Origin of the sequence: Actinophytocola sp. (genome assembly GCF_035634895.1) — a bacterium.
Taxonomy (GTDB): domain Bacteria; phylum Actinomycetota; class Actinomycetes; order Mycobacteriales; family Pseudonocardiaceae; genus Actinophytocola.
The window spans coordinates 56070-76640 of sequence record NZ_DASQCC010000282.1 but is presented as its reverse complement, the minus strand read 5'-3'; the positions used below and the strand labels follow the sequence as shown (position 1 = coordinate 76640).

Genomic DNA, 20571 nt, shown 5'->3' with positions numbered 1-20571 from the left:
GCCGGCCGGTCAGGTCGCGTGGGCCTTGCCGTTGCGGGCCTCCGTCGACGTCTCCCTGATCTCCTCGTCGAACCGTCGCGCCGACAGCTCCACCGACCGGACCGCCGAACCCGGCTCGTCGCCCGCGCCGATCATGAGGCCGACGAGCTGTGCCTCGAGGCAGGTGTCGCCGTCGCACGGGTCGATCAGGTAGCTCCCCAGCTCCAGGTCCACCAGGCCGTGCACCGTGATCCACATCTGGTGCGCCACGAGCAGCTCGTCCGACGGCCGGAACCTGCCGGCCTCGATGCAGCGGCGGGCGCAGTCCACGACGCCGCTCAGGTTGTACCTGCCGTGCTGGCGGTCCTCCTCGGTCAGCTCGAAGCCGGCGAGTGACGAGCCGCCGAACATCGCCGCGTACAGGTGCGGGTTGGCCAGCGCGTTCTGCCGGTACGCGCGGCCGAGCAGCGCCATGTCGGCGACCGGGTCGTCGGTCTCGGCGACCTGCGCCAGGTGCTGGTGCAGCCGGGCGAACCCCTCGTGCACCATCTCGCGGACCAGGCCGCTCATCCCACCGAAGTACGTGTAGACGGCCATGGTCGACGTGCCGGCCTCGGCGGCGAGGCGTCTGGTGGACAGCGCCTCGGGACCCTCGTCCGCCAGCAGGCGGGCGCCGATCTCGATGAGGGCCGGGCGAATTCTCGGGTCGATCTGTCGCGGGCTCACCTTGACAGTGTTGCATAACGCCGCTATCGTTAGTAGTACAACATCGTTATGCTACGAGACGCGCCGAGGTGGTGTCCGCGATGCGCACGACAGCCGAGCGACTTCGGTCGACCGAGACCCAGGAGCTGTGGCCGGCCCGCGGCGAGGTGCCGCAGGAGCTGGCCGGCACGCTCCTCCAGGCGTACCCGCACCCTGGGCTCTGCTCCCGCCGGCACCCGGAGACCGCGCCGCTCGCCGTCTCCGGCATCCGGTTCCGTGACGGGCGCGTCAGCTGGTACCTGGCCGGCGGCACGCGCCGCCCGTGCCCGTTCGTCGGCCCGGTCGCCACGCTCGGCGACGAGGTTCGCCTCGCCGCCCTGCCGGCGGCGGTCGGCACGGAGCACGCGGCCGCGGCGTGGCCGGTGCGCGACCCGGAGGGCCCGTACTGGCACACGGTCGTGACGTTCGCCGACCGCCCGTACGCCGACCACCTCGTCGTCGGCGACGGTGGCCTCTACCGGTCCCGCAGGCGCTTCGCGCTCGACCACGCGCCCCTGATGCACACCGTCGCGCTCACCAGGCGCTACGTCGTGCTGGTGGACCCGCCGGTCACCTACCACCGGGCCGCCGCCCTGATCGGCGAGCGCTCGCCGTACGCGTGGGACCAGGACCGGCCCGCACGGATCGGCCTGCTGTCCCGCACCGGCGACGAGCCGGCGCCGCGGTGGTTCGACATCGACCCCGGCTACACCTTCCGCGCCGTCAACGCCTATGACGACGGCGACCAGGTGGTCGTCGACCTGCTGTGGCACGACGGAAACGCCGGCAACGCCGGCCGGGCGCTGCCCGAGCCCGGGCCGGCCCCGGTGGTGCGGTGGACCCTGGACCTGCCGACCGGCGCCGCGTGGGCGCACACGCTGACCGCCGAGGCCCGCGTCGCGGTGACCGACCCCTCGGCCGTGGGTCGCGCGCACCGGTTCGTGTACGGCGCCGCCGGCAGCACGATCACCAGGCACGACCTGAAGACCGGTCACACCGCCGTGCACGAGCTCGGCCCCGGCCGGCGAGCCGGACAGCCCGTGCCCGTGCACAGCGAGGAAGGCGACTGGCTCCTGGCGTTCGTGGAGGACGTCGCCCACCGCGGCGCCACGGCGCTGGTGCTGGACGCGGCGGACGTGGCCGCCGCGCCGGTGGCCGAGGTTCCGCTGCCGGCCGGTGTGCCGGTGTCGACCCGGGCCACGTGGATAGCCGGAACGCGTCGCTAGGAAAGCGGTGAGTTGACAATGTACGAGCACACCTCGGAGAGCTGGGACACGCGGTTCCGGTTGCAGCGAGGGCTGGACGTGTTGGACATCTGGTCGCGATCGGCCTCCCAGGCCACCCGCAACGCGGTGTACCGGGTGCTGTTCGCGGTCCAGGACGGCTCGGTCTTCCGCCGGTACCGGACGATCGACTCCTACCTGGACCCGCAGGAGTTCAGCGTGTACGTGCACGACGACCTCGTCATCGGCATCCGCATCGACGACGGCGTCTTCGGCATCGACTACATCGGCCCGGCCCGCGGCGCCCTGCGGCAGAACGCGGCCTGACCGGACCGGCTCCCGCGCCGCCTTCGCGGCGGACGGGGTGCCGGTCAGCCGGCCAGCTCGCGGGCGATCGGGTCGCAGATGGCCTCCGCGACGGCGTCGGCGAGCAGGTCGACCTGGTCCGAGCGGTCCCCGGCGGACAGCCGCAGGAACGGCGACTCGCCGCCGGCCCTGGTGTCCTCCGCCGCACGCAGCCGCGGCACCGAGAAGCCGAAGCTCGCTCCCGTCGCCAGCTGCACGCCCAACCGCCGCGCGTTGGCCAGGATCCGCTCGAACAGCGCGGCCAGCTCCTCCCGGCCGTTGCGCTCCGGTTGGTGGAACAGGAAGGTCAGGCATCCCTCCTGGTACGGCAGGGCCTCCGCGATCGCCTGGTCCGGATGGTTCGGCAGCCCCGGATGGCACACGCGCCCGACCTCGCGGACCCGAGGATCGTTGTGCAGCAACGTGGCCGTGCGCAGGGCGTTCGCGCCGATCCGCGCCATCCTGGCACGGTGGGTGTCACTGGGGTAGCGCGGGAACTCGTCCGCCGAGCGCGGGTCGAGGATCGACCCGGTCCTGCGGCGCTGCTGGACGAACTGCTCGTGCGCGCCGGTCGGGTGCACGACGAACCCCGCCATCGTCCGGTCGAGGCCGAGTTGCAGGTGCTTCGACCCGCTCTCGTAGTAGATCACCTCGACCCCGCTGTCGGCGGGCGCCGGTGGCGGGCCGCAGGACAGCATGGTGCCGTCGATGACGACGGTGGTCTGCTCGGCGATGACCTCCGGCAGCCGCCGGACCAGCTCGGGCACGTCGATCATCCGCTGCCGGGCGTTGTTGGCCAGCGGGTCGACGAAGACGCACCGCGGCCGGTGCCGCCGCACCGCGGCGAGCAGGTCCTCGACCCGGTGGCCGGTGGCCCGCATGACGCGGAAGTACCGCAGCGCGGTCAGCTGCTCGACCGCCTCGAAGTGGACGGTCGGCGCGATCAGCACGGTGTCGCCGGGGCGCAGCCGGTGGCGCAGCAGCACCGCCTCGATCAGCGTGTACGCGGCGACGCCGGACGAGGTCGCGCTGACCAGGTGGGTGCGTGGCGTGGCGAGCACGTCGGCGATGTGCCGTTCGAGGTCCTCGACGGCGTTGGACTCGAACCGGGCGTAGTTGATCTCCGGTGAGTACTGCGTCGCCACGTCGAAGAACTGGACCGCGCGGGACTGCCCGGTCGACGGCGCGCACCATTCCAGCGCGCCACGCACGTAGGAGTGGGTCGCCCAGCCGAACCGCAGTACGGTCTCACCGGCCGACAACCGTTCCGGCGGGTCGGCCTCGCCGTACCCGGCGAGCACGCGGCGTTCCTGCATGAGCCGCACCTCACCGTGTCGCACGGCGTCCAGCAGCCTGCTGATCAACTGCTGGTCCAGCGGCAACCGGTTGCGCACGCAGTACTTCGCGTGCTCCTCCACCGCGCGCCGAGCCTCGCGTAACCGCCCCGCGCAGGTGTCGAACTGGACGAGCAGATCCCGCGCCTGCGCGGAGGTCGTGCCCGCCACGGTGTCCTCGAATTCGGCGGCCGGCGTCGGCACGCTGGTCAGCCAGCGATGCGGTCGGCTACGCCCGCGCGTCAGCGCGGAATTGACAGAATGCCCAGCCATCCGCTCTCCTTCTGGCTGCCCCGACTGGCTCTCACCTCATCTGCGGACAAGGTGTCGCGAATGTACGGTAATACATTCCGCTATACGATCCGCTCTCCCAGGATGCGGTCCTGATGATGATCGGTTGTTGTGTACAGAGTGTGTTCATCGGCGCCGAACACGCTGCGTGGTTGGGTGTTGAGCGGCTCCGGAAAATGTGCGAGGCTGGGTCGACTTGGTCATTTTGGCGTTCTGCTGAAACCTTCTGGGAGGGAATGAGGGCATGGCTTCATTAGAAGTGCCCGGGCTGGATGTATCTGGTCGAGTGCGGGCCAGGGACATCCAGATGGCGGGCGTCGCCGACGTTCGGCGCCGGGTACTGATGATCTCCGGTGCTATTGACGCGGTCGACTACGACGTATCTGTTTCGATCAACCTGCCCGAACCAGGCCGTTGGCAGATCATCAAGTCCGAGACGAACCTGACAGACCAGACCTGGGTGGCAATGCAGGTCACGACCGACGAGAACACCACGATCGTCGACGGCGACGAGGCGATGGTGCTGTCCCGCCAGTTCAGCAAGACCTTCCTGACTCCCGACCAGCGCAGGATCACGTTCTTCGACGGCGAGGTGCGCCCCGGCGAGGCCGTGCTCAAGGTCTACTCGATCGAGACCGAGGGCCGCCGGCCCGCGTACGCGCATGCGCGCTACAGCCCGGTTTCCTCCGACAGCGCCGAGAAGTCCGAGGAACTGCTGCAGCAGATGGTGACCAACGGAATGCCGCAGCGCCCGACGATCGAGGTGATCGTGCCGGTCACCGTCATCGGGTGACCAGGTTCCTTCCCCACCCCCGACTGCTCGACTCGCCACGGCACCGGGACTGGCCCGCGTTCTCCGCGCCCCAGGTCCCGGACGGGTCGCCGCCACCTCCCACCGGCGCCGACGTCGTCATCGTCGGCGCCGGCCCGGCAGGACTCGCGGTCGCGGCCGCGTTGTGGCACGTGGGGGTGCGCGATGTCGTCATCATCGACCGCGACGGTGCGCCGGTCGCCCGGTTCCTCGGCCGGGTGGACCGGTTGAACCAGCGGGTGTTGCGCTCGCCGTACGAACACCATCCCGGCGTGGAGGGCTATCGCGACTGCGAGCTGCGTGACTTCGCGCGGATGCACTGGTCACTGCTGACCTCGGTGGAGCGCCGGGAGATCCGGATGTCGCAGGCCGGGCACCGCTCGGTCGTGCCGGTGGACGTGTTCGACGCCTACTGCCGGCACACCTCGGTGATTCACCAGGTTCCACAACGACTCTGGCTCGGCGAGGTCGGTTCGGTCGAGCCGGGCGCCGACCGGGTCCTGGTGCGGGGCGGGGACTTCACGATTGAGGCGCGGCACGTCGTGCTGTGCCTCGGCGAGGAACGGCGGGACGCGCCGGCGAGCTGGTGGTCCGGCGATCGGCCGAACGCGGTCGGGTACTGGGACGAGCCGGTGCACCCGGATGCCGGGCACGTCGCGGTCGTCGGCGCCGGGTTGACCGCGGCACACCTGATCCACAACGCGCTCGACCGCGGCGCGCGCGTGGACTGGGTGCTGCGCAAGGACACTGAGCGCTACCAGTGCTCGGACGTCAACGCCTCGTTCTTCCGCGCCGAGGGCCGGGCCCGCTTCGGCGGCCAGGCACGGCAGGTGCCGTGGGCGGAGCGGCTCGCGCTGATGAGCCGGGAGCGGCGGGCGTCGGTGATGTTCGAGTTCCAGCCGCTGCTGACCGCCGCCGAAGCGAACGGCCGGCTGACCGTGCACCGCGGCAACGGGATCCGTGCCGTCGGCGACGGGCACGTCGAGCTGGCCGACGGTCGCCGGGTGACGGGCGACCAGGTCCTGCTCGCACTCGGCACCACACCGTCGATCGGCACCGGGCTGCTGCCCGAGGCGTCCGTCGGTGCCCGCGACGGCTGGCCGGACCTCGACGAGCGGACGCTCGCCTACCGGCACGCGCCACGGGTGTACGCCGCCGGTGCGGCCGCGTGCATGGTGCTCGGCCCGGCGGCCCGCAACATCGACGGGCACCGGGTGGCCACCGCGCGGATCGCCGGCGCGATCGCCGCCCAGGTGCGGGAGGGCGTGGCGCAGCGTGTCCGAGCCCTCTAAGCCCTCTGAGCCCTCTGAGCCCTCTGAGCCCTCTGAGCCCTCTAAGTCCACTGAGCCCTACGACACCGTCTTCTCCCTGCCCGCCGTCGACGACGACCCGGACACCGAGATCGGTGTGCTGCTCATGGGTTTCGGCCCGGAGCGGCTGCTCGCCGGGCTGGGCGTGGCGAGCGGGGGACCGGCCACCGACCCCGCCTCGGCGACCATGTACGTCGACCAGCTCCGTCACGACGCCAGGGACGACCACACCTTCGCCGCCGCGCTGGCCGCGGGCGCGGACCGTTGGCGCGCCGCGAGAACCGGTTTCGCGGAGGTCCTGGCCGGACCCGGCGAGCGGTCGGCCGCGCTGCGCCAGCAGTGGGCCGCCGCCACGACGGCGTTCGCCGCGGCCCGCGACCTGGCGCCGGCGCTGCGCACGGGAAACGATGCCGAGCGGGTGTACCTGGTCGCATGCTGGCTTCGGCGCGAGGAGATCACCAGAACCGTGGAGGAACAGTGTCCTACCTGAGCTCACTGCCCGACGACGCGAAGCTGATGGACGTCTTCCGGCTCTACCCGGAGACCTCCAGGCCGCTGCTCGACTTCCACGAGATCCTGATGCGCGGCCCCTCCCCGTTCTCCGCCGCCGAGCGTGAGCTGATCGCCGCGTACGTGTCCGGCGTCAACGCGTGCGACTACTGCCACGGCGTGCACACCGTGACCGCCGAGGTGTGCGGGATCATCCAGGGTGCGGTCCCGGCCGCACTGGACGACCTCGACGCCGCCCCGGTCGGCGACAAGATGCGGCCGGTGCTGCGGTACGCGGCCAAGCTCACCCGCGGCCCGGCCTCGGTCACCCGTGCCGACGCCGAGGAGGTGCTCGCCGCGGGCTGGGACGAACGCGCCCTGCACTACGCGGTGATGGTGTGCGCCCTGTTCAACTTCATGAACCGGATGGTCGAGGGGCATGGCATCAAGGCAGGGCCGGACTACTTCGCGGAGTCCGGCGAGCGGCTGTCGAAGGTGGGCTACGCCGGCCTGAACCAGCTCCTCGACGAGTGACCGACCCGCCGACGGTGACGGCCGTCGGCGCGCCACCGTGCATGGCACTTCCGGTCAACCGTTGAACACGAGGTCGTCCTCGTCGGTGCTCGCGTGGCCGGTGAGGATGCCGTGATGCAGCCGGCGCACCTTGATCGACGGTTCGACGCCGAGCTGATCCACCATGGTGGCGCGTAATCGCCGGAACGCGTTCAGCGATTCGCTCTGCCGGCCGCACCGGTACAGCGCGATCATGTGCTGTGCGCAGAAGTTCTCCAGCAGCGGGTGCCGCGCGCACAGGGTGGCCAGCTCCCCGAGCAGCTGGTGGTGCCGGCCGAGCCGCAGGTCCGCCGCGATCCGCAGGTACAGGTCGCCGAGCCGGGTCTCCTCCAGCCGCATGGCCTCGATCCCGAGCTGTGGGCCGGGAGCCACGTCGGCGAGCACCGGGCCGCGCCACAGCCGCAGGGCCTCGCCGAGCGTCCGCGACGCGGTCTCGTGGTCGCCGTTGTTGACCGCGTCATGGCCGGCGACCGACAGCTGGTCGTACCGGATGGCGTCGACGGCGCTCGGCGCCACGTCCAGCAGGTAGCCGGAGCGGCGGGTGATCAGGATGTCCTTCGACGTCGTGCCGTGCTCACCCGCCAGCGCGCGGTCGAGCATCCGCCGCAGCTTCAGCACGTAGGTACGCAGGGTCGGCACCCCGCTCGGCGGCGGCCTGCGGTCCCAGATCTCCGCGGTCAGCGCCGCCGTGGTGACGACGTGGCCCGCGTTGAGCGCGAGCATGGCGAGCAGCCTGCTCGGCTTGCTCGCGGTCGGCACGATCGAGACACCGCCGATCGAGACGTCGAGGGGCCCGAGCACGTTGATCTCGATTCGCACGACGCCTCCTCAGTCCGCGCTCTGCTGATGTGGTCGGCTGTCCTTCAGCCGGCTGATCGAATGGCCGTTCCCATTCGTGTGCCCCCGCACACCGTTGCCGCCGGCACGGTCGCCGCCGCCCATGGCGTGCCAGCGTTCCGGCGCCCACACGTGCCCCGCCTCGCACGCGACCTCGTACGGCTCGGCGCCCTCCAGGTACGCCTCCGCGTGCACGGGGCGCTCACACGCCGGGTGCGGACAGCTGCCGACGGCCGCCCGGAACCCGGTGTCCGGCCGCATCGCCGCGCTGACCGAGGCGGACAGGTAGGCGAGGTCGTCCACCAGGTCCGGCGCCGCCGGGTGCCGGCAGAGCCAGTGCAGGTGGATGCCGAGGAAGCCGACGAACCTGCGGATGTCCGACTCCGCCGGCCCACCGACGCGGCGCTCGCCCATGACGCGCCCGCACCAGGAGGCGAGGACGGCCAGGACCTCCGCGCGCACCGAGATCGCGGGCTCGCACAGGATGGCGCCGTAGGGCCAGGTCTCGTTCACCCAGTCCGGCGGCGGCGCCGCGTAGGCACCCAGGTCGAACAGCGCGGGCAGCTCGACCAGCGTCTCCTCGGCGACGTCCCGGCACGCCGCGCACACGTGGAGCCCGGGCAACACCGGGCAGGTCTCGCCGGGCTCGTGCCGCCGGCTGCGGCACGTCGGCTGGTCGCTGTCGTCGGATCGTCCGTTCCGCCTCGCCATGTGTTGCTCCGGTTCGTGTGTGATGGCTTGTCGATGTCTCAGTCGGTGATCCGTTCACCGAGGCCGGTGCGCTTGGCGCCCTCGTAGATCCGGTAGGCCAGCTCGACGTTGGGCTCGTCCACGCCCAGCAGCTCGACCAGCACGACGTCGTCGATGCGCAGGCGGCCGGCGTGCCGGCCGGTGAGCAGCTGGGGCAGGTCCGCGGTGATCCGCCGGTCCGGGCCGCCGGGGTGGCCGGCCAGGTGCGCGGCCACCACGTGACGGTCGAGGTGAGCGGCGAGCAGCCCGAGGTCGTCGACGAACACCTGGTCCACCCGGTCGACCAGCTCGGCGGGCGGGTCCTTGCCGGTCGCGCCGACCAGCACCGCGCCGCGGGCGAGCTGCCCGATCCGCAGGTTGTCCAGGTTCTGGCGGGGCGCGCTGTGGTTGGTGGCGACGACCAGGTTGGCGCCGAACACCGCGTCGGCGAGCGTGTCCACCACCGAGAGCCGGATGCCCGACAGCTCCAGCAGGTCGGCGAGTCTCGGGTCGATCGCCGCCGGACCGCCTGCCAGGCACAGCGCGACATGGCTGATGTCCGGCACGTGCCTGGCGATCACCGGCAGCTGGGGCTGGGTGGTGTCGGCGGAGCCGAGCACGGCGACCGTGACGCCGCCGGCCGGCAGCAGCTCCCGCGCGGCCACCGCGGTGAGGGCCGCGGCCTGCGCCATGTGCAGGCTGTGCGCGGGCAACACGCACGGCGGCGTCGCGTCGGGGTGGTCGAGCACCACGAACTCGCCGCTGTCGCACCAGGGGCGCAGGCGCCCGCGCGGGTGCGGCCGGCCGACGGCTCGTCCGATCAGCTGCTCGGCGAGCACCGCGACCGGGTCGATGACCTCCAGCGCGCTCTCCACCTCGTGGGCACGCAGCAGCAGCGCGGTCTCTGGTCCCTGTTCGCCTGACATGTGCGTAAATCTCGTCCGGCGCGCTACTTCGGCCTTATCCCCGCGCTATCGCCGGGCGATAGCGGTTCTTAAAGCCATTGAATGCTGGTCAAAGGCGAGCGGCTGTTGAGTGGTTCTCGAGCGGGGTTCCCGCAGAAAGAACCAAAAACAACAGCCTCTGGAGGGCTTGCTCATGTCTGCCATTCGCCGCGTCACCCTGTCCATCGCCGCCCTGCTGCTCGGCCTGACCGCGATGTTCTCGTCGGCCTTCGTGACCAGCACAGGTGTCGCGAGTGCGGACTGCCCCTGGGGCTCATCGACCCCGTGCTGAGCCTGGTCGGCACCACGAACGGAACAAAAGAAGAAGCGGCGACAGCGCAGTCGAAGTCGGAGGGATTGCGCTTTCGTCGCATTCTTGTGTCAGCTGATAATGGCGTCCCCGCGATTTCGCGCCAGTTCCCCACGCAGTCGCGCCGCCTCGGCCGAGTCCACCGTGGCGAGCAGGTCGATGGCCCGCTCGAGCTCATCGGAGGCACGCCCGTCCTCACCCCGCCCCTGGTGGAGGTCCGATCGGAGGACCAGGGTCTTCGCCTGCCAGACCGTCGAGCCGAGCTCGGTGAACAGCGTGTACGCGGCGTCGACGTGGTCGGCGCCCGCGGCGCCCTGGCCACGGGCGAGCGCGATCTCACCGAGCGCGTAGTGCACCATGCCCGCCACCACGTGCTCGCCGACCTGCTGGGCCAGCGACAGCGCGTGCTGCAGGGTCGTCTCGGCGTTGTCCAGCCGGCCGGTGCGCTGGCGGACCACGCCGAGCAGGTACAGCGCGTGCGCCTCCCCGATGCGGTCGCCGAGGTCCCGGACGATCAGCAGCACCTGGTTCAGCGCCTGGTGCGCGTGCTCGACCTGGTTGTTCAGCAGGTGCACCTCGGCGAACCGGCTCAGCGCCTGCGCCTCGCCGCGCAGGTACCCGACGCCGCGGAAGCGGTCGAGCGCGGTCTCCAGCATGTCGTGCGCCTGGTCGAGGTCGCCCTTGTCGATCGACACCTTGGCCAGGTTCTGCAGGACGTGGGCCTCACCCACCGGGTCGCCGACCGCACGCATCTTCTCCAGCGCGGCCTCGAACTTCGCCAGCATGTCCCGGTCCCGGCTGCGCAGCCGGTCCACCATCGCGGCGCTGCGCAGCACGAGCGCGCAGCCGTGCTCGTCGCCCTCGCCCTCGAACGTCGCGAGCGCGGCCGAGTAGCACCGCTCGGCGTCGGCGAGCCGGGTGTGCACGAGGTGCATCGCGCCGAGCGCGTACAGCATGGCGGCGTGGCCGCGCCGGTCGCCCGACTCCTCGGTGGCGGCGAGCGCCCGCTGTGCGGTCTCCCGCCAGTCGTCGAAGTGTCCTTTGATCTCGAACAGCGTCACCGAGGTGAGGGCGATGTCCCAGCACAGGTCGGTCATCCCGTGGTCCGCGGCCAGGTGCACGGCGGTCACGAGCGAGCGGCGCTCGGACTCCAGCCACTCGACATGGTCGCCCATGTCGTCGATGTCCTCCAGCTCGGCCGCGCCGTGCCACCGGGGGGCGGCGCTGTGCACGATGGTGTGGTCGCCGCCGTACTCCTTGCGGTGCGCGTGCTCGGCGCGGGCGAGCCAGGCGCCGAGTAATCGCTCGACGGCCAGGACGCGCTCGTCGTCGGGCTCCTCCTCATGCAGCCGTTCGGTCGCGAACACCCGGATCAGGTCGTGGAAGCGGTAGCGCAGGTTCTCGCCCGGATACTGGACCGTGTCCAGCAGCTGGGCCTCGACCAGTCGTTCCACCACCTCGAAGGCGTCGAACGGGTCGATGTCGAGCAGTGGGGCGGCGGTCCACGCGGGGAAGTCGTGGGTGGTGGTCAGCGCGAACAGGCGGAACAGGCGGCGCGCGGTCGGCGACAGCGTGCGGTAGCTCAGGTCGATGTTCGAACGCAGCACCAGGCCGCGGTAGGTCAGCTCGTCGAGCCGGCGCACGCTGTTGCGCAGCCGGGCGACCAGCACGTCGATGCGCCAGTGCGGCCGGGACGCCAGCCGGGCACCCGCGATCCGGATGGCCAGGGGCAGCCCGCCGCAGAGCGTGACCAGCTCCACCGCCGAGTCCTCCTCGGCCGCCGCCCGTTCACCGCCGATGATCTTGCGGAGCATCTCGAGCGAGCGGTCGACGTCGAACACGTCGATGTCGACGAGGTTGGCGCCGGGTAACCCGGACAGGGGGACCCGGCTGGTCACGATCACCGCGCAGCTGGTGCCCGCCGGGAGCAGCGGGACGATCTCGTCCTCGGAGTTGGCCCCGTCGAGCACCACGAGCACCCGCTTGTTGGCCATCGTGCTGCGGTAGAGGTCGGCGCGTTCCTCCTCGTCGTCGGGGATCGCGTTGCCGTCGACGCCCAGCGCACGCAGGAACCGGACGAGCACGCCGCGCGCCCGGTCCTGGCCCAGCGGTGACTCCAGGTCGCCGTAGAGGTGCCCGTCGACGTACACGTCGCGCAGCTCGTGCGCGACCCGCAACGCGAGGGTCGACTTGCCGACGCCGCCCTTGCCGGAGATCGCGACGATGCGGGTGCCGTACCGAGCCTCGCCGTCGTCGGTGTCGGCGAGCGCCTGCCTGATCTCGGCCAGCTGGTCCTGCCGGCCGGTGAAGTCCGCGATGCTCGCCGGGAGACGGCGGGGCACCGCGGGCTGTGCCTCGGACAGGGTCGCGGCGGCGCGCGCGCCCGTGTTCCGGCCGGTGGACTCGATCTCCAGGGCCGGGTCCCGGTTGAGGATCGCGGTCTCGAGCCGCCGCATGCCCTGACCCGGCTCGATGCCGAGCTCCTCCAGCAGGACGGCGCGGGCGCGCCGGCACACCTCGAGCGCCTCGGCCTGGCGCCCGGACCGGTACAGCGCCAGCATCAGGAACTCGTGGAACCGCTCGCGCAGCGGGTACTCCTTCACCAGCGCGAACAGCTCGCCGACGATCTCCTCGTGCCGGCCGAGCGCCAGGTCCAGCCGGACCCGTTCCATGATCGCCGCCTGCCGGTCGTCCTCGAGCTGCGTGGCGCTGCGGCGCAGGACCTCGGAGTCCAGACCGGCCAGGGCCGGGCCCCGCCACAGGGACAGCGCGCTGCGCAGTGCGGCGAGGGCCTCGGACATGCGGTCGGCGTCGACGTGTGCGCGTGCGGAGGCGACCAGCCCGGCGAACTGGGCGGTGTCGAGGTCGCCCTCGGCGATCTCCAGCAGGTACCCGGGGGAGCGGGTGCGGATCCGGGCGGTGTCGCCAGGGCCGGCGAGCACGCGGCGTAACCCGGAGATGCAGATCTGGATCTGTGCCCGCGCGGTGGTCGGCGGCTCGTTGTCCCAGACCGCGTCGATGAGCTGGTCGATCGGCGTCACCCGGTTCGCGTTGAGTGCGAGCGTCGCCAGCACCACGCGCTGGCGGGCTCCGCCTATCTCGCGTTCGTCCCGGTCGATGGATAACTCCAAAGGCCCGAGTAATCGCAGTGCCAGCACATTTTCCCCGTTTTCCTCGCTCGGCACGGTCGTCTTCCGAAGCTGTGACAGGTTGTGATGACGCGCCGACCACCTATTACGCAGACTAGGCCGATCAGTCGAACGTCTCAAATGAATGCGAGGTATCGGGGCAAGTTGGTGCTATCGGGCTAGAGGGCCGTCCTACCGTTACGCCGCGTCGCTTGCTCGATTGAGGGGGTCGGGTGCGGCCACCAGTCGGTACTCGGCCACCAGCCGCGACATCAGGTAGCGCCGATGGACGGACGCGGCGGCGTGGGCGCCGAGCCTGCGGCGTCCCAACGGGTCGTCGAGCAGGCCACGGACCGCGTCCGCCACCTCGCCGGGGTCGCGGGGGTTCACCAGCATCCCGTTGTGCCCCGGGGAGATCTGCTGGCGCAGCCCGCCCACGTCGGCGGCGACGACCGCGCGACGCTTGAGCATCGCCTCGGTGACGGTCAGGCCGAAGCCCTCCGCGAGGCTCTTCTGCAGCACGACGTCCGCTCGCCGCTGCAACGCGTTCGCCGCCCGTTGGTCCTGTGTGGACAGTGAGACCAGGTGCACCCTGGATCGGTCCGCGGGGGACAATCCGGACCACAGCTCGACGACCTCGTCGAGCACGGCCTGGCCCTCGGGATCGCCGGGCGGTTCGGCGGGGTCGTGCCCGGCGAGCACGACGTGGGTCCCGGCCGACAGCTCCGGAACGGAACGCAGCACACCGGCCATGTCCTTGAGCGGCGCCCAGCGGGACAGTTGTAACACCATCGGCGCGTCGGCCGGCAGCGGCCGGTCCTGCAACACCTTTCCGGCGCGTTTCGCGGTGAGGCCGAGGCCGGCGAGCAGTTCGGTCACCTCGGCGCCGGAGAGCACCTGGTTCCTCGGGGCGTCCGGGTCGACCGCGGGCGCCAGGACGTGCCGCCGCGCGGCCGGCAGCGCCCGCGGCGCGAACTCCGGCAGCGTGCTCACCGCGGCGTCCACAGTGGACAGCTCGGTGCGGAACGCGTCCCACACGGCGGCCGGACCGGAGGCCTCCTCGTCGGTGGTGCCGGAGTGGCAGTGCCACACCGTGCGCAGCCCGGCGTCGGCGAGAACCGGCGCCATACCGAGGGTCTGCGGCCCGTGCAACGCCACGGTGTCGCCGGGCGCGAGCCGCGCGGCGAGCCACGCCGCCTGCGGCTCGAGCACCGAGCGGTAGTGCGGCATCGCCGCCGCGAGCCGCTCGGTGGTCAGCGCGTCGGCCCGCCCGTGCAGCAGATGGTGCAGATACCGCGTGAAGGCAAGGAAGACGGCGTCGGTGCCGAGCACCGCCCAGCCGGCCGACACGCCGGCCGCGGCCTGCGCGGGCACCAGGCCACGCAGCAGGCCGGCCACCTCGCCGTCGCGTGCCGTCGCGGTCACGTGGACCAGCCGGGGCGCGGTGCCCGGCCGGTGCTCCCAGGTCGGCGTCGCCACGGAAGCCCTCCGTCCGTCCTTTCGTTCCTTTCTACCGAATGCCCGGCGAAGGCGCGTCTTTCAGGTTGCGTCGCCCGAGCTTTCTACGGTTTGCGCACGACCGTCCGTGGCGACATGCGACCTTTCGGCGGCTCGCGGGTAATGGCGCCCGCGGTGGCCGCCACGGTCAGCACATCGATCGTGTCGGTCGGGCGGTAGATGGTTTCGTGGAGGGTGTGTCGCTGGAGGTCGGCGACCGTGCGGGTGCCGCGCCTCGCGAGCTCGTCGAGCAGTACGCGGCGCAGCGGCAGCAACTGCGGGTTGAGGGAGATGTCGATCATCGTGTGCTCGGGGTCGTGGGGGTCCCGGTAGCGGATGCCGGCGAACTCGTCGGCGGCCCAGAGTTCGTTCTTGAACGTCGTGAGGTGCTTGTCGCTGTCGGTGGCGAACAGCAGCAGCTGGGTGTGTCCGGCGTCGTCGGCGAGCTCCACGGTGACCGCGCACGGCAGGCCGGCCTCCCGCAGTCGCGTCCGGTGGCCGGCGACCTCCGCGGTGGTGGCCGGCGGCAGCGTGACCAGCACCTCCCGTGCCCTGCCCGGCCCCAGGGCCGTGACCAGCCGCCACACGGCCGGCTCGTCGAGCGTGCCGGCGAGGACGTCGAGGTGCGCCAGCACCGGGCCGGCCACGGTCAGGTCCGCGGGGTCGTCGACGGACCGTAGCGACAGTCCCGGCGGGATGTCCGGCTCCCGGAGCGCGCCGGTACACAGGAGCACGACGTCCAGGCTGTGGCCGGCGAGCCGGTCGGCGAACTCGCCGAACACACGCAGCGCGGACGCGGCGAAGTCGGCGCTGCCGGCCTCGACGTAGGTGGCGCCGCGTGGTGACCGCAGCACGGCCGGCGTCCACGCGTCCAGGTAGCGAACCAGCAGCTCACGCGTCACCGCGGTGTGCGGGTCGACACGCTCGGGCATACACCGGTTGTACCGGGCTCGGCCGCCGGGCACCAGTCGGCGGTCCGGCCGGTTGTCCACGGATTGTCGACGGATTGCGAACCGGTTCTGCCACCGTGCGCTCGGGAGTCGCCGGCCGACGAGGAGTGAGAGATGACGAGTTTGCCCCTGGTGCGCACCGAGTACATGAACACGAGTACCAACACGGTGCGCACGGGTGCCACGTCACACGGCGAGAGCCTGGTCGACGTGGAGTCGTATCTGATGCGCCACGACCAGATCGGCTTCTCGTCGTTCCACTCCTGGGGCGTGGCCGAGGGGCTGTCCGTGACGGGTGCGCCGACCCCGACCAGCCTGACGGTCATGCCCGGCGTGGCGGCGGACTCGGCCGGCCGTCTCATCTCGCTGGCGGTGGGTGGGTTCGCGATCACCGACCCGACGGTCGACCCCACCCAGGTCATGAACGTGCCGACGGTGCCGGTGACCGCGGACGGCGTGGTGGTGTCGAGTGCCGGCCTGACCGGGGACCGGTACCTGACCGTCACGTGGCGAGAGGTCGTCGACCCCAGCTCGACCGGGAACGCGCCCACGTTGATCCACGCGCCGTGGCTGCGGCTCCAGCTGGCGGCGGAGGTGCCGGACACGGGGGAGCAGGTGGTGCTGGCACACGTGATCCTGGGGGACCAGAGTCAGGTCGCGGCGCTGACCGCGGAGCACCGCCGGTCGGCCGGGATCCCCGCGGGGCGGGTGGAGCTGCGTCGCCCGCGGGCGACCGCCGGGCCGCCCGCGACGGTCGACCAGTTGCCGGCCGGGGAACTGCGTGCCACCGACGGTGGTGGGGTGGCGTTGAACCTGCTGGCGTCCAACGGAACCGTGCAGCCGGTGCTGGCGGCGGACGGGAACCTGGCGTTGCAGCCGAGCAGCGGCAGTGTGGGGGTCGGCCTGCATGGCACGCCGCCGCGCCGGGTTCTGCACGTGGAGGGCAACGAGGTCCACAGTGGCGGGCCCACCGGTGGGTTCTCCTTCGCCAGTCGGACCACCGGCGCGTTCGTGGAGAACCCGACGGCGGGCGAACGCTGGACCTGGTACGCAGCGGACGGCGGCGCGCGTCTCTGGTCGGGTGCCGACCGCCTCACCATCGGGTCCAACGCGGGCGGCCTACGGCTGTCGGCGGGGCCGGCGGGCGCGTCGTTGGAGCTGGGCGCGATCGGCGGCGGCATCGGCAAGCTGGCGCTGACCGCCAACACCATCGTGGCCCGCCGCACCGACGGCACCGAGCCGATCACGGTGGACGCGGTCAACGGGCGGATCGGGCAGGGCACCGCGACCCCCAGCCACGCCCTGCACGTCACCGCGAACAGCGGTGTCCGGCAGAACATGCTGTTCCTCAGCGGGAACACGACGTGGAGCAGCCTGTCGTACAACGGCTACCACAACGACTCGAACAGCGACTGGTCCTACATCGACACGAACCGGCCGGCCGTCACCCTCGAGATGGACGACAACCCCGGGCAGAGCCGCTTCAACGTCTACACCACCACGAGGGCCAACACGCGGGCGTGGCAGCTCCGGCTCGGCATCGACGGCGACACCGGCGCGGTCACCATTCCCGGCAACTTCAACGTGTCCTCGGTCGCCGCCTTCTCCTCGAACGGCCTGAGCCTGGCCGCCACCGGGAACAGCACTGCCTCGCTGTCGGTGACGAGCGCGTCCTCGGGCTCGGCCATCTGCACGTTCAGCGGCAACGACGTGAACGCGGTGCAGATCTTCGGCCGAGGGAACGCCCTGTTCGCCTCGGGTACCCAGGCCGCCACGTTCAGCGGCGCCGTCTCCGTAACCGGGACCTTCACGGCCACCGACAAGCGGTTCGTCATCGACCACCCTCGCGACCCGAAGAACCGCACCCTCGCGCACGCCACCGTCGAGTCGGACGAGCGGGCCGTGGTCTACAGCGGCAACGTCACCTGCGGCAAGGACGGCAGGGCCACCGTGACCCTGCCGGACTGGGTCGAGGCGCTCGCCACCGACTTCCGCTACCAGCTCACCTGCGTCGGTGGTCAGGCAGGCGTGTACATCGCGGAGAAGCTGACGGACAACGCCTTCGCCATCGCGGGCGGGAGTGCCGGCCTCGAGGTCTCCTGGCTGGTCACCGGCATCCGTCAGGACGCGTGGGCGAAGACGCACGACCTGGTCGTGGAGGCGGACAAGCCCGAGAGCGAGCGCGGCTTCTACCAGAACCCGGAGGCGTTCGGCGAGGACCTGACGGCGAGCGTGCACTGGGTGCGGCACGAGGAGGTCCGCAAGGGCCACCCCGTGCTGGCCCAGCGTCTCGTGAGCCACCACGCCGAGCAGGAGGCCACCCGGCTGCGGGCCCGGACCGAACGGCGGGCCGGCGCGGCGAAGAAGCGGGCGGGCGGGAAGTGAGGCACCCGTCAACGCCGGCGGAACACGACCCAGCGCATGGCGCAGTACATGTAGACGGCCTCGCACCCGCCGGCGACCACCCGCGCGACGCGGTAGTCCACGCCGAGCAGGGTCAGGCCGGCGCCGACACCGAGGATCCAGACGAGGTAGTTGACGACGACCACCGCCGCGTACACCGCGACCTGCGGCGCTGCCGGTGCGTGTGAGCGGAAGTTGACCACCCGGTTGAGGAGGTAGCTCAGCCCGAACGCGCAGGCGTAAGCGGTGCTGACCGACAGCCACAGCGGCAGGCCCGCCACCGAGTGCAGGACGCTGAGCAACACGATGTCCACGCCGAAGGTGAACCCGTTGATGACCGCGAACCCGGCCAGGCTCGGCGGCACGACCCGCGCGAGACCCCAGGGCAGGCGGCCGACCACCACGGCCATCGCGGTGGCGAACCGTTCGTCGGCGCGCGTCTGGACAGTCGGCATGGCGTGAATCTTTCTGGCCCAGGTGACACGAACGTGTCGCGTCACCGACCAGGGCACCGCGAGTAGGTTACGAACGTGATCGACTACGAGGCCGAGATCGACCGGATCCTGGCCGGACCACCCGGCAAGCTCGCGTTCCGTGGCCTCTGCGCCGTGGCGCGTGACCCGGACCTCGTCGCACGGTGCGAGGAGCGGCTCGCCGGGTGGCCCGACGAGGTGCGTGAGGCGCCCTGGTCCTGGCTCGCTGCGCTGGCGGCCGGACACCCGAGGCCGGGGTGGCGACTTGTCCGCTCACTGGACCTGCGGACACCGCACGACGGCATCCTCGACGTGCCCCTGCCGGACCCACGCTCCCGGCCCGAGGTACGCGGTGTGACCCGCCTCGACCTCGGCTCGTTCGCTGCCGAGCAGCTTGCGGCCCTGGTCGAGACCATGGACCACTGGGAGAACCTGCGGACCATCCGGACCGGCGGTCTGACCCGGGGGGATGCCGAGGTGGTCGCGAGCCTCGCCAACCACCCGGCCATGGGGAGGATCGAGTCCCTGAGCCTCGTGACCACCCGCGAGGACATGTGGCACTTCGAGAAGCCACCGTTCCGCCCGCCCGCCGGCGCGCCGTGGCGGCTACGGCACGCGGGCCTGCGCGCACCCGACCTGGTCCACCTGCTGCGTTCGGGCCTCGTGCCGGAGCTGCGCTCCGCCGAGGTGCTGGTGTCCGACACCGGCGAGGCACGGGAGCTGGCCGCCTGCCGGGAGCTGGCCCGGCTCGACCGCCTGGCGATCGGCTTCCGCTGCGGACGGGACGGCCGGCAACCGCTGTGGAAGCCGTACTTCGGCAACGTCATCGACGAGGACGACGAGGCATGCGAGGCGTTCTTCGCGCGGGCCGACCTCGCACGCCTGCGTGGCCTCATGGTGCGCGGCACCCGGATGGGGCTGGGCCGCGAGGGAGTCGGCGCCCGCGGCGTGCACGCGATCGTCGCGAGCGACGTGCTGCGCCGGCTGACCGACCTGACCCTGGAGCTGCTGCCCATCGGCGACGCGGCCATCGCGGGTGTCCTCGGTGGCCTCGATCCCGACCACTTCGAGAAGCTGGCGCTCACGGACCTGGTCGCGACGGACGTGACGGCCGCGGAGTTCGCCGGCGCCTTCCCACGCCTGCGGCACCTCGACCTGAGCCGCAACCGGCTGGGCACGAAGGGAGCCCGGCTGCTGGCCGACGTACGGCTGCCCGCGCTGGAACACCTCGACCTGAGCGGCCGCAAGGGTGGCTCGCCCTACTACGGGCGCCCTGACTGCCAGCCGGTCGGTGACGCCGGCGCGGAGGCATGGGCGTCGCCGGACAACGCCGCGAACCTGACGCACCTGAAGCTGGCGGCCACGGGCCTGGGCGTGGCCGGCGTCGCGGCACTGATGACGGCCGAACGGCTCGACACCCTCGACCTGTCCTGGAACCCGGTGGGCGCCTGGCCCGCGAAGCTCGCGAACGCCCCGGCCTGGCGCACATTGCGCACGCTGGACGTCACCGAGTGCGGCCTCGACGATGACGACATCGAAGCCATGTCCTCGACGGCGTCAGCGCCCAACCTGCACGGCATCTCGCTGGCCTACAACAACATCGGCTCCCGAGGGGCGCGAGCGCTCGCGTCGTGGACGGTACTGCCACAACTCTGGGAGCTGAACCTGCGCGACAACGTGATCGGCGACGACGGCCTGGTCGAACTGGCCGGATCCCGGGCGGCGCGACGGTTGCTGGAACTGAACCTGGAACAGGACTGCTGGAACGCCAACGCGCGCAGGTACGGCTCGGCACTGCCGGCCGAAGTCGTGGACCAGGCCGCGTTTCCCCACCTCGACGCGATCTTCCTCGGTATCGTCGACGAGTACCACGGCGCGCGGTACTCCGCAGGCTTTCCCGCCCGGGTAAGGCAAACCCTGGTCTCGGCGAGCACGACACGCCCCGAGCTGGTCGGGTTCCTCACCCACCTCGACATGGCGGAGCTGGAGGACGACCCCGACCGGAAGGAACACCCCGACCACGACTTCCGTACCAAACGCGCCACCCTGCACGCCGAGCACCTCGACGAGGCGCGGGCCTTCGCCCAACGCATGATCGAGGGCGACATCGGCTGGCCGTAGTGTCCTGAGTCGCGTGACCCGAAACCTCACGGTGCGGTCCCTGGCGGCGTTGCCGTATGGCCCAAGTAACGTACCGTGTG

At 71.6% G+C, this 20571-nt stretch carries 18 protein-coding genes; 9 read left to right on the top strand and 9 right to left on the bottom strand.

Annotated elements, in window-relative coordinates; translation table 11 throughout:
• Positions 1–9: 9 nt before the first annotated feature.
• Positions 10–705 carry a TetR/AcrR family transcriptional regulator gene (locus VET29_RS43860; protein ID WP_324933520.1) on the bottom strand — a complete coding sequence of 232 codons (696 nt, stop codon included), beginning with the start codon at positions 703–705 and terminating at the stop codon, positions 10–12.
• Positions 706–785: 80 nt separating this feature from the next.
• Between VET29_RS43860 and VET29_RS43855 the strand changes: the two genes are divergently transcribed.
• Positions 786–1949, top strand: a complete 1164-nt coding sequence (locus VET29_RS43855) for a carotenoid oxygenase family protein (protein ID WP_324933517.1) — start codon at positions 786–788, stop codon at positions 1947–1949.
• 18 nt (positions 1950–1967) lie between these two features.
• Entirely contained in the window at positions 1968–2273 is a 306-nt protein-coding gene (locus VET29_RS43850) for a DUF6235 family protein (RefSeq protein ID WP_324933514.1), read from the top strand.
• Positions 2274–2317: 44 nt separating this feature from the next.
• Here the strand turns inward: VET29_RS43850 and VET29_RS43845 are convergent, their stop codons facing one another.
• Complete coding sequence (locus VET29_RS43845; protein WP_324933511.1) at positions 2318–3898, bottom strand: PLP-dependent transferase; 1581 nt, start codon at positions 3896–3898, stop codon at positions 2318–2320.
• A gap of 325 nt (positions 3899–4223) precedes the next feature.
• Here VET29_RS43845 and VET29_RS43840 point away from each other — a divergent pair, with 325 nt between their 5' ends.
• From VET29_RS43840 to VET29_RS43825, 4 genes are read left to right on the top strand one after another with little or no spacing between them, the layout of a single operon-like run.
• Positions 4224–4709 (top strand): DUF6423 family protein, encoded by a 486-nt coding sequence (locus tag VET29_RS43840; protein ID WP_324933508.1) that lies wholly within the window; start codon positions 4224–4226, stop codon positions 4707–4709.
• On the top strand, positions 4706–6019 hold the full coding sequence (locus VET29_RS43835) for an FAD/NAD(P)-binding oxidoreductase (RefSeq protein ID WP_324933505.1): 1314 nt from the start codon (positions 4706–4708) through the stop codon (positions 6017–6019). Before VET29_RS43840 ends, VET29_RS43835 begins: the two co-directional genes overlap by 4 nt.
• Positions 6003–6527, top strand: a complete 525-nt coding sequence (locus tag VET29_RS43830; protein ID WP_324933502.1) for a DUF6187 family protein — start codon at positions 6003–6005, stop codon at positions 6525–6527. The genes VET29_RS43835 and VET29_RS43830 overlap by 17 nt, the downstream gene beginning before the upstream one ends.
• Entirely contained in the window at positions 6515–7060 is a 546-nt protein-coding gene (locus VET29_RS43825; RefSeq protein WP_324933500.1) for a carboxymuconolactone decarboxylase family protein, read from the top strand. Before VET29_RS43830 ends, VET29_RS43825 begins: the two co-directional genes overlap by 13 nt.
• Positions 7061–7114: 54 nt before the next feature.
• Here the strand turns inward: VET29_RS43825 and VET29_RS43820 are convergent, their stop codons facing one another.
• Genes VET29_RS43820 through VET29_RS43810 form a run of 3 tightly spaced genes read right to left on the bottom strand, consistent with a single transcriptional unit; the run spans position 7115 to position 9591 of the window.
• Positions 7115–7918, bottom strand: a complete 804-nt coding sequence (locus tag VET29_RS43820; protein WP_324933497.1) for an AfsR/SARP family transcriptional regulator — start codon at positions 7916–7918, stop codon at positions 7115–7117.
• Positions 7919–7927: 9 nt separating this feature from the next.
• The gene (locus VET29_RS43815; RefSeq protein ID WP_324933494.1) at positions 7928–8647 is read right to left on the bottom strand and encodes a hypothetical protein; all 720 of its coding nucleotides are present in this window, start codon (positions 8645–8647) and stop codon (positions 7928–7930) included.
• Positions 8648–8685: 38 nt separating this feature from the next.
• Positions 8686–9591, bottom strand: coding sequence for a hypothetical protein (locus VET29_RS43810; RefSeq protein WP_324933491.1), 906 nt, complete (start codon positions 9589–9591; stop codon positions 8686–8688).
• A gap of 172 nt (positions 9592–9763) precedes the next feature.
• Here VET29_RS43810 and VET29_RS43805 point away from each other — a divergent pair, with 172 nt between their 5' ends.
• Positions 9764–9901, top strand: coding sequence for a hypothetical protein (locus VET29_RS43805; RefSeq protein ID WP_324933488.1), 138 nt, complete (start codon positions 9764–9766; stop codon positions 9899–9901).
• An 89-nt stretch (positions 9902–9990) separates the two neighbouring features.
• On the opposite strand, the gene VET29_RS43800 is transcribed toward VET29_RS43805, so the two are convergent.
• From VET29_RS43800 to VET29_RS43790, 3 genes are all read right to left on the bottom strand, one after another.
• A complete protein-coding gene (locus VET29_RS43800) occupies positions 9991–13104 on the bottom strand; it encodes an AfsR/SARP family transcriptional regulator (protein ID WP_324933485.1) in 3114 nt (1037 codons plus the stop codon).
• Between the two features lie 141 nt (positions 13105–13245).
• On the bottom strand, positions 13246–14526 hold the full coding sequence (locus VET29_RS43795) for a glycosyltransferase (protein WP_324933481.1): 1281 nt from the start codon (positions 14524–14526) through the stop codon (positions 13246–13248).
• Between the two features lie 83 nt (positions 14527–14609).
• Positions 14610–15476, bottom strand: coding sequence for a hypothetical protein (locus tag VET29_RS43790; RefSeq protein WP_324933479.1), 867 nt, complete (start codon positions 15474–15476; stop codon positions 14610–14612).
• 132 nt (positions 15477–15608) lie between these two features.
• Here VET29_RS43790 and VET29_RS43785 point away from each other — a divergent pair, with 132 nt between their 5' ends.
• Entirely contained in the window at positions 15609–17879 is a 2271-nt protein-coding gene (locus VET29_RS43785; protein WP_324933475.1) for a hypothetical protein, read from the top strand.
• Between the two features lie 8 nt (positions 17880–17887).
• Here VET29_RS43785 and VET29_RS43780 read toward each other — a convergent pair whose 3' ends face one another.
• Positions 17888–18352 carry a GtrA family protein gene (locus tag VET29_RS43780; protein WP_324933473.1) on the bottom strand — a complete coding sequence of 155 codons (465 nt, stop codon included), beginning with the start codon at positions 18350–18352 and terminating at the stop codon, positions 17888–17890.
• A 75-nt stretch (positions 18353–18427) separates the two neighbouring features.
• Here VET29_RS43780 and VET29_RS43775 point away from each other — a divergent pair, with 75 nt between their 5' ends.
• Positions 18428–20491 carry a hypothetical protein gene (locus VET29_RS43775; protein ID WP_324933470.1) on the top strand — a complete coding sequence of 688 codons (2064 nt, stop codon included), beginning with the start codon at positions 18428–18430 and terminating at the stop codon, positions 20489–20491.
• Positions 20492–20571: the final 80 nt, after the last annotated feature.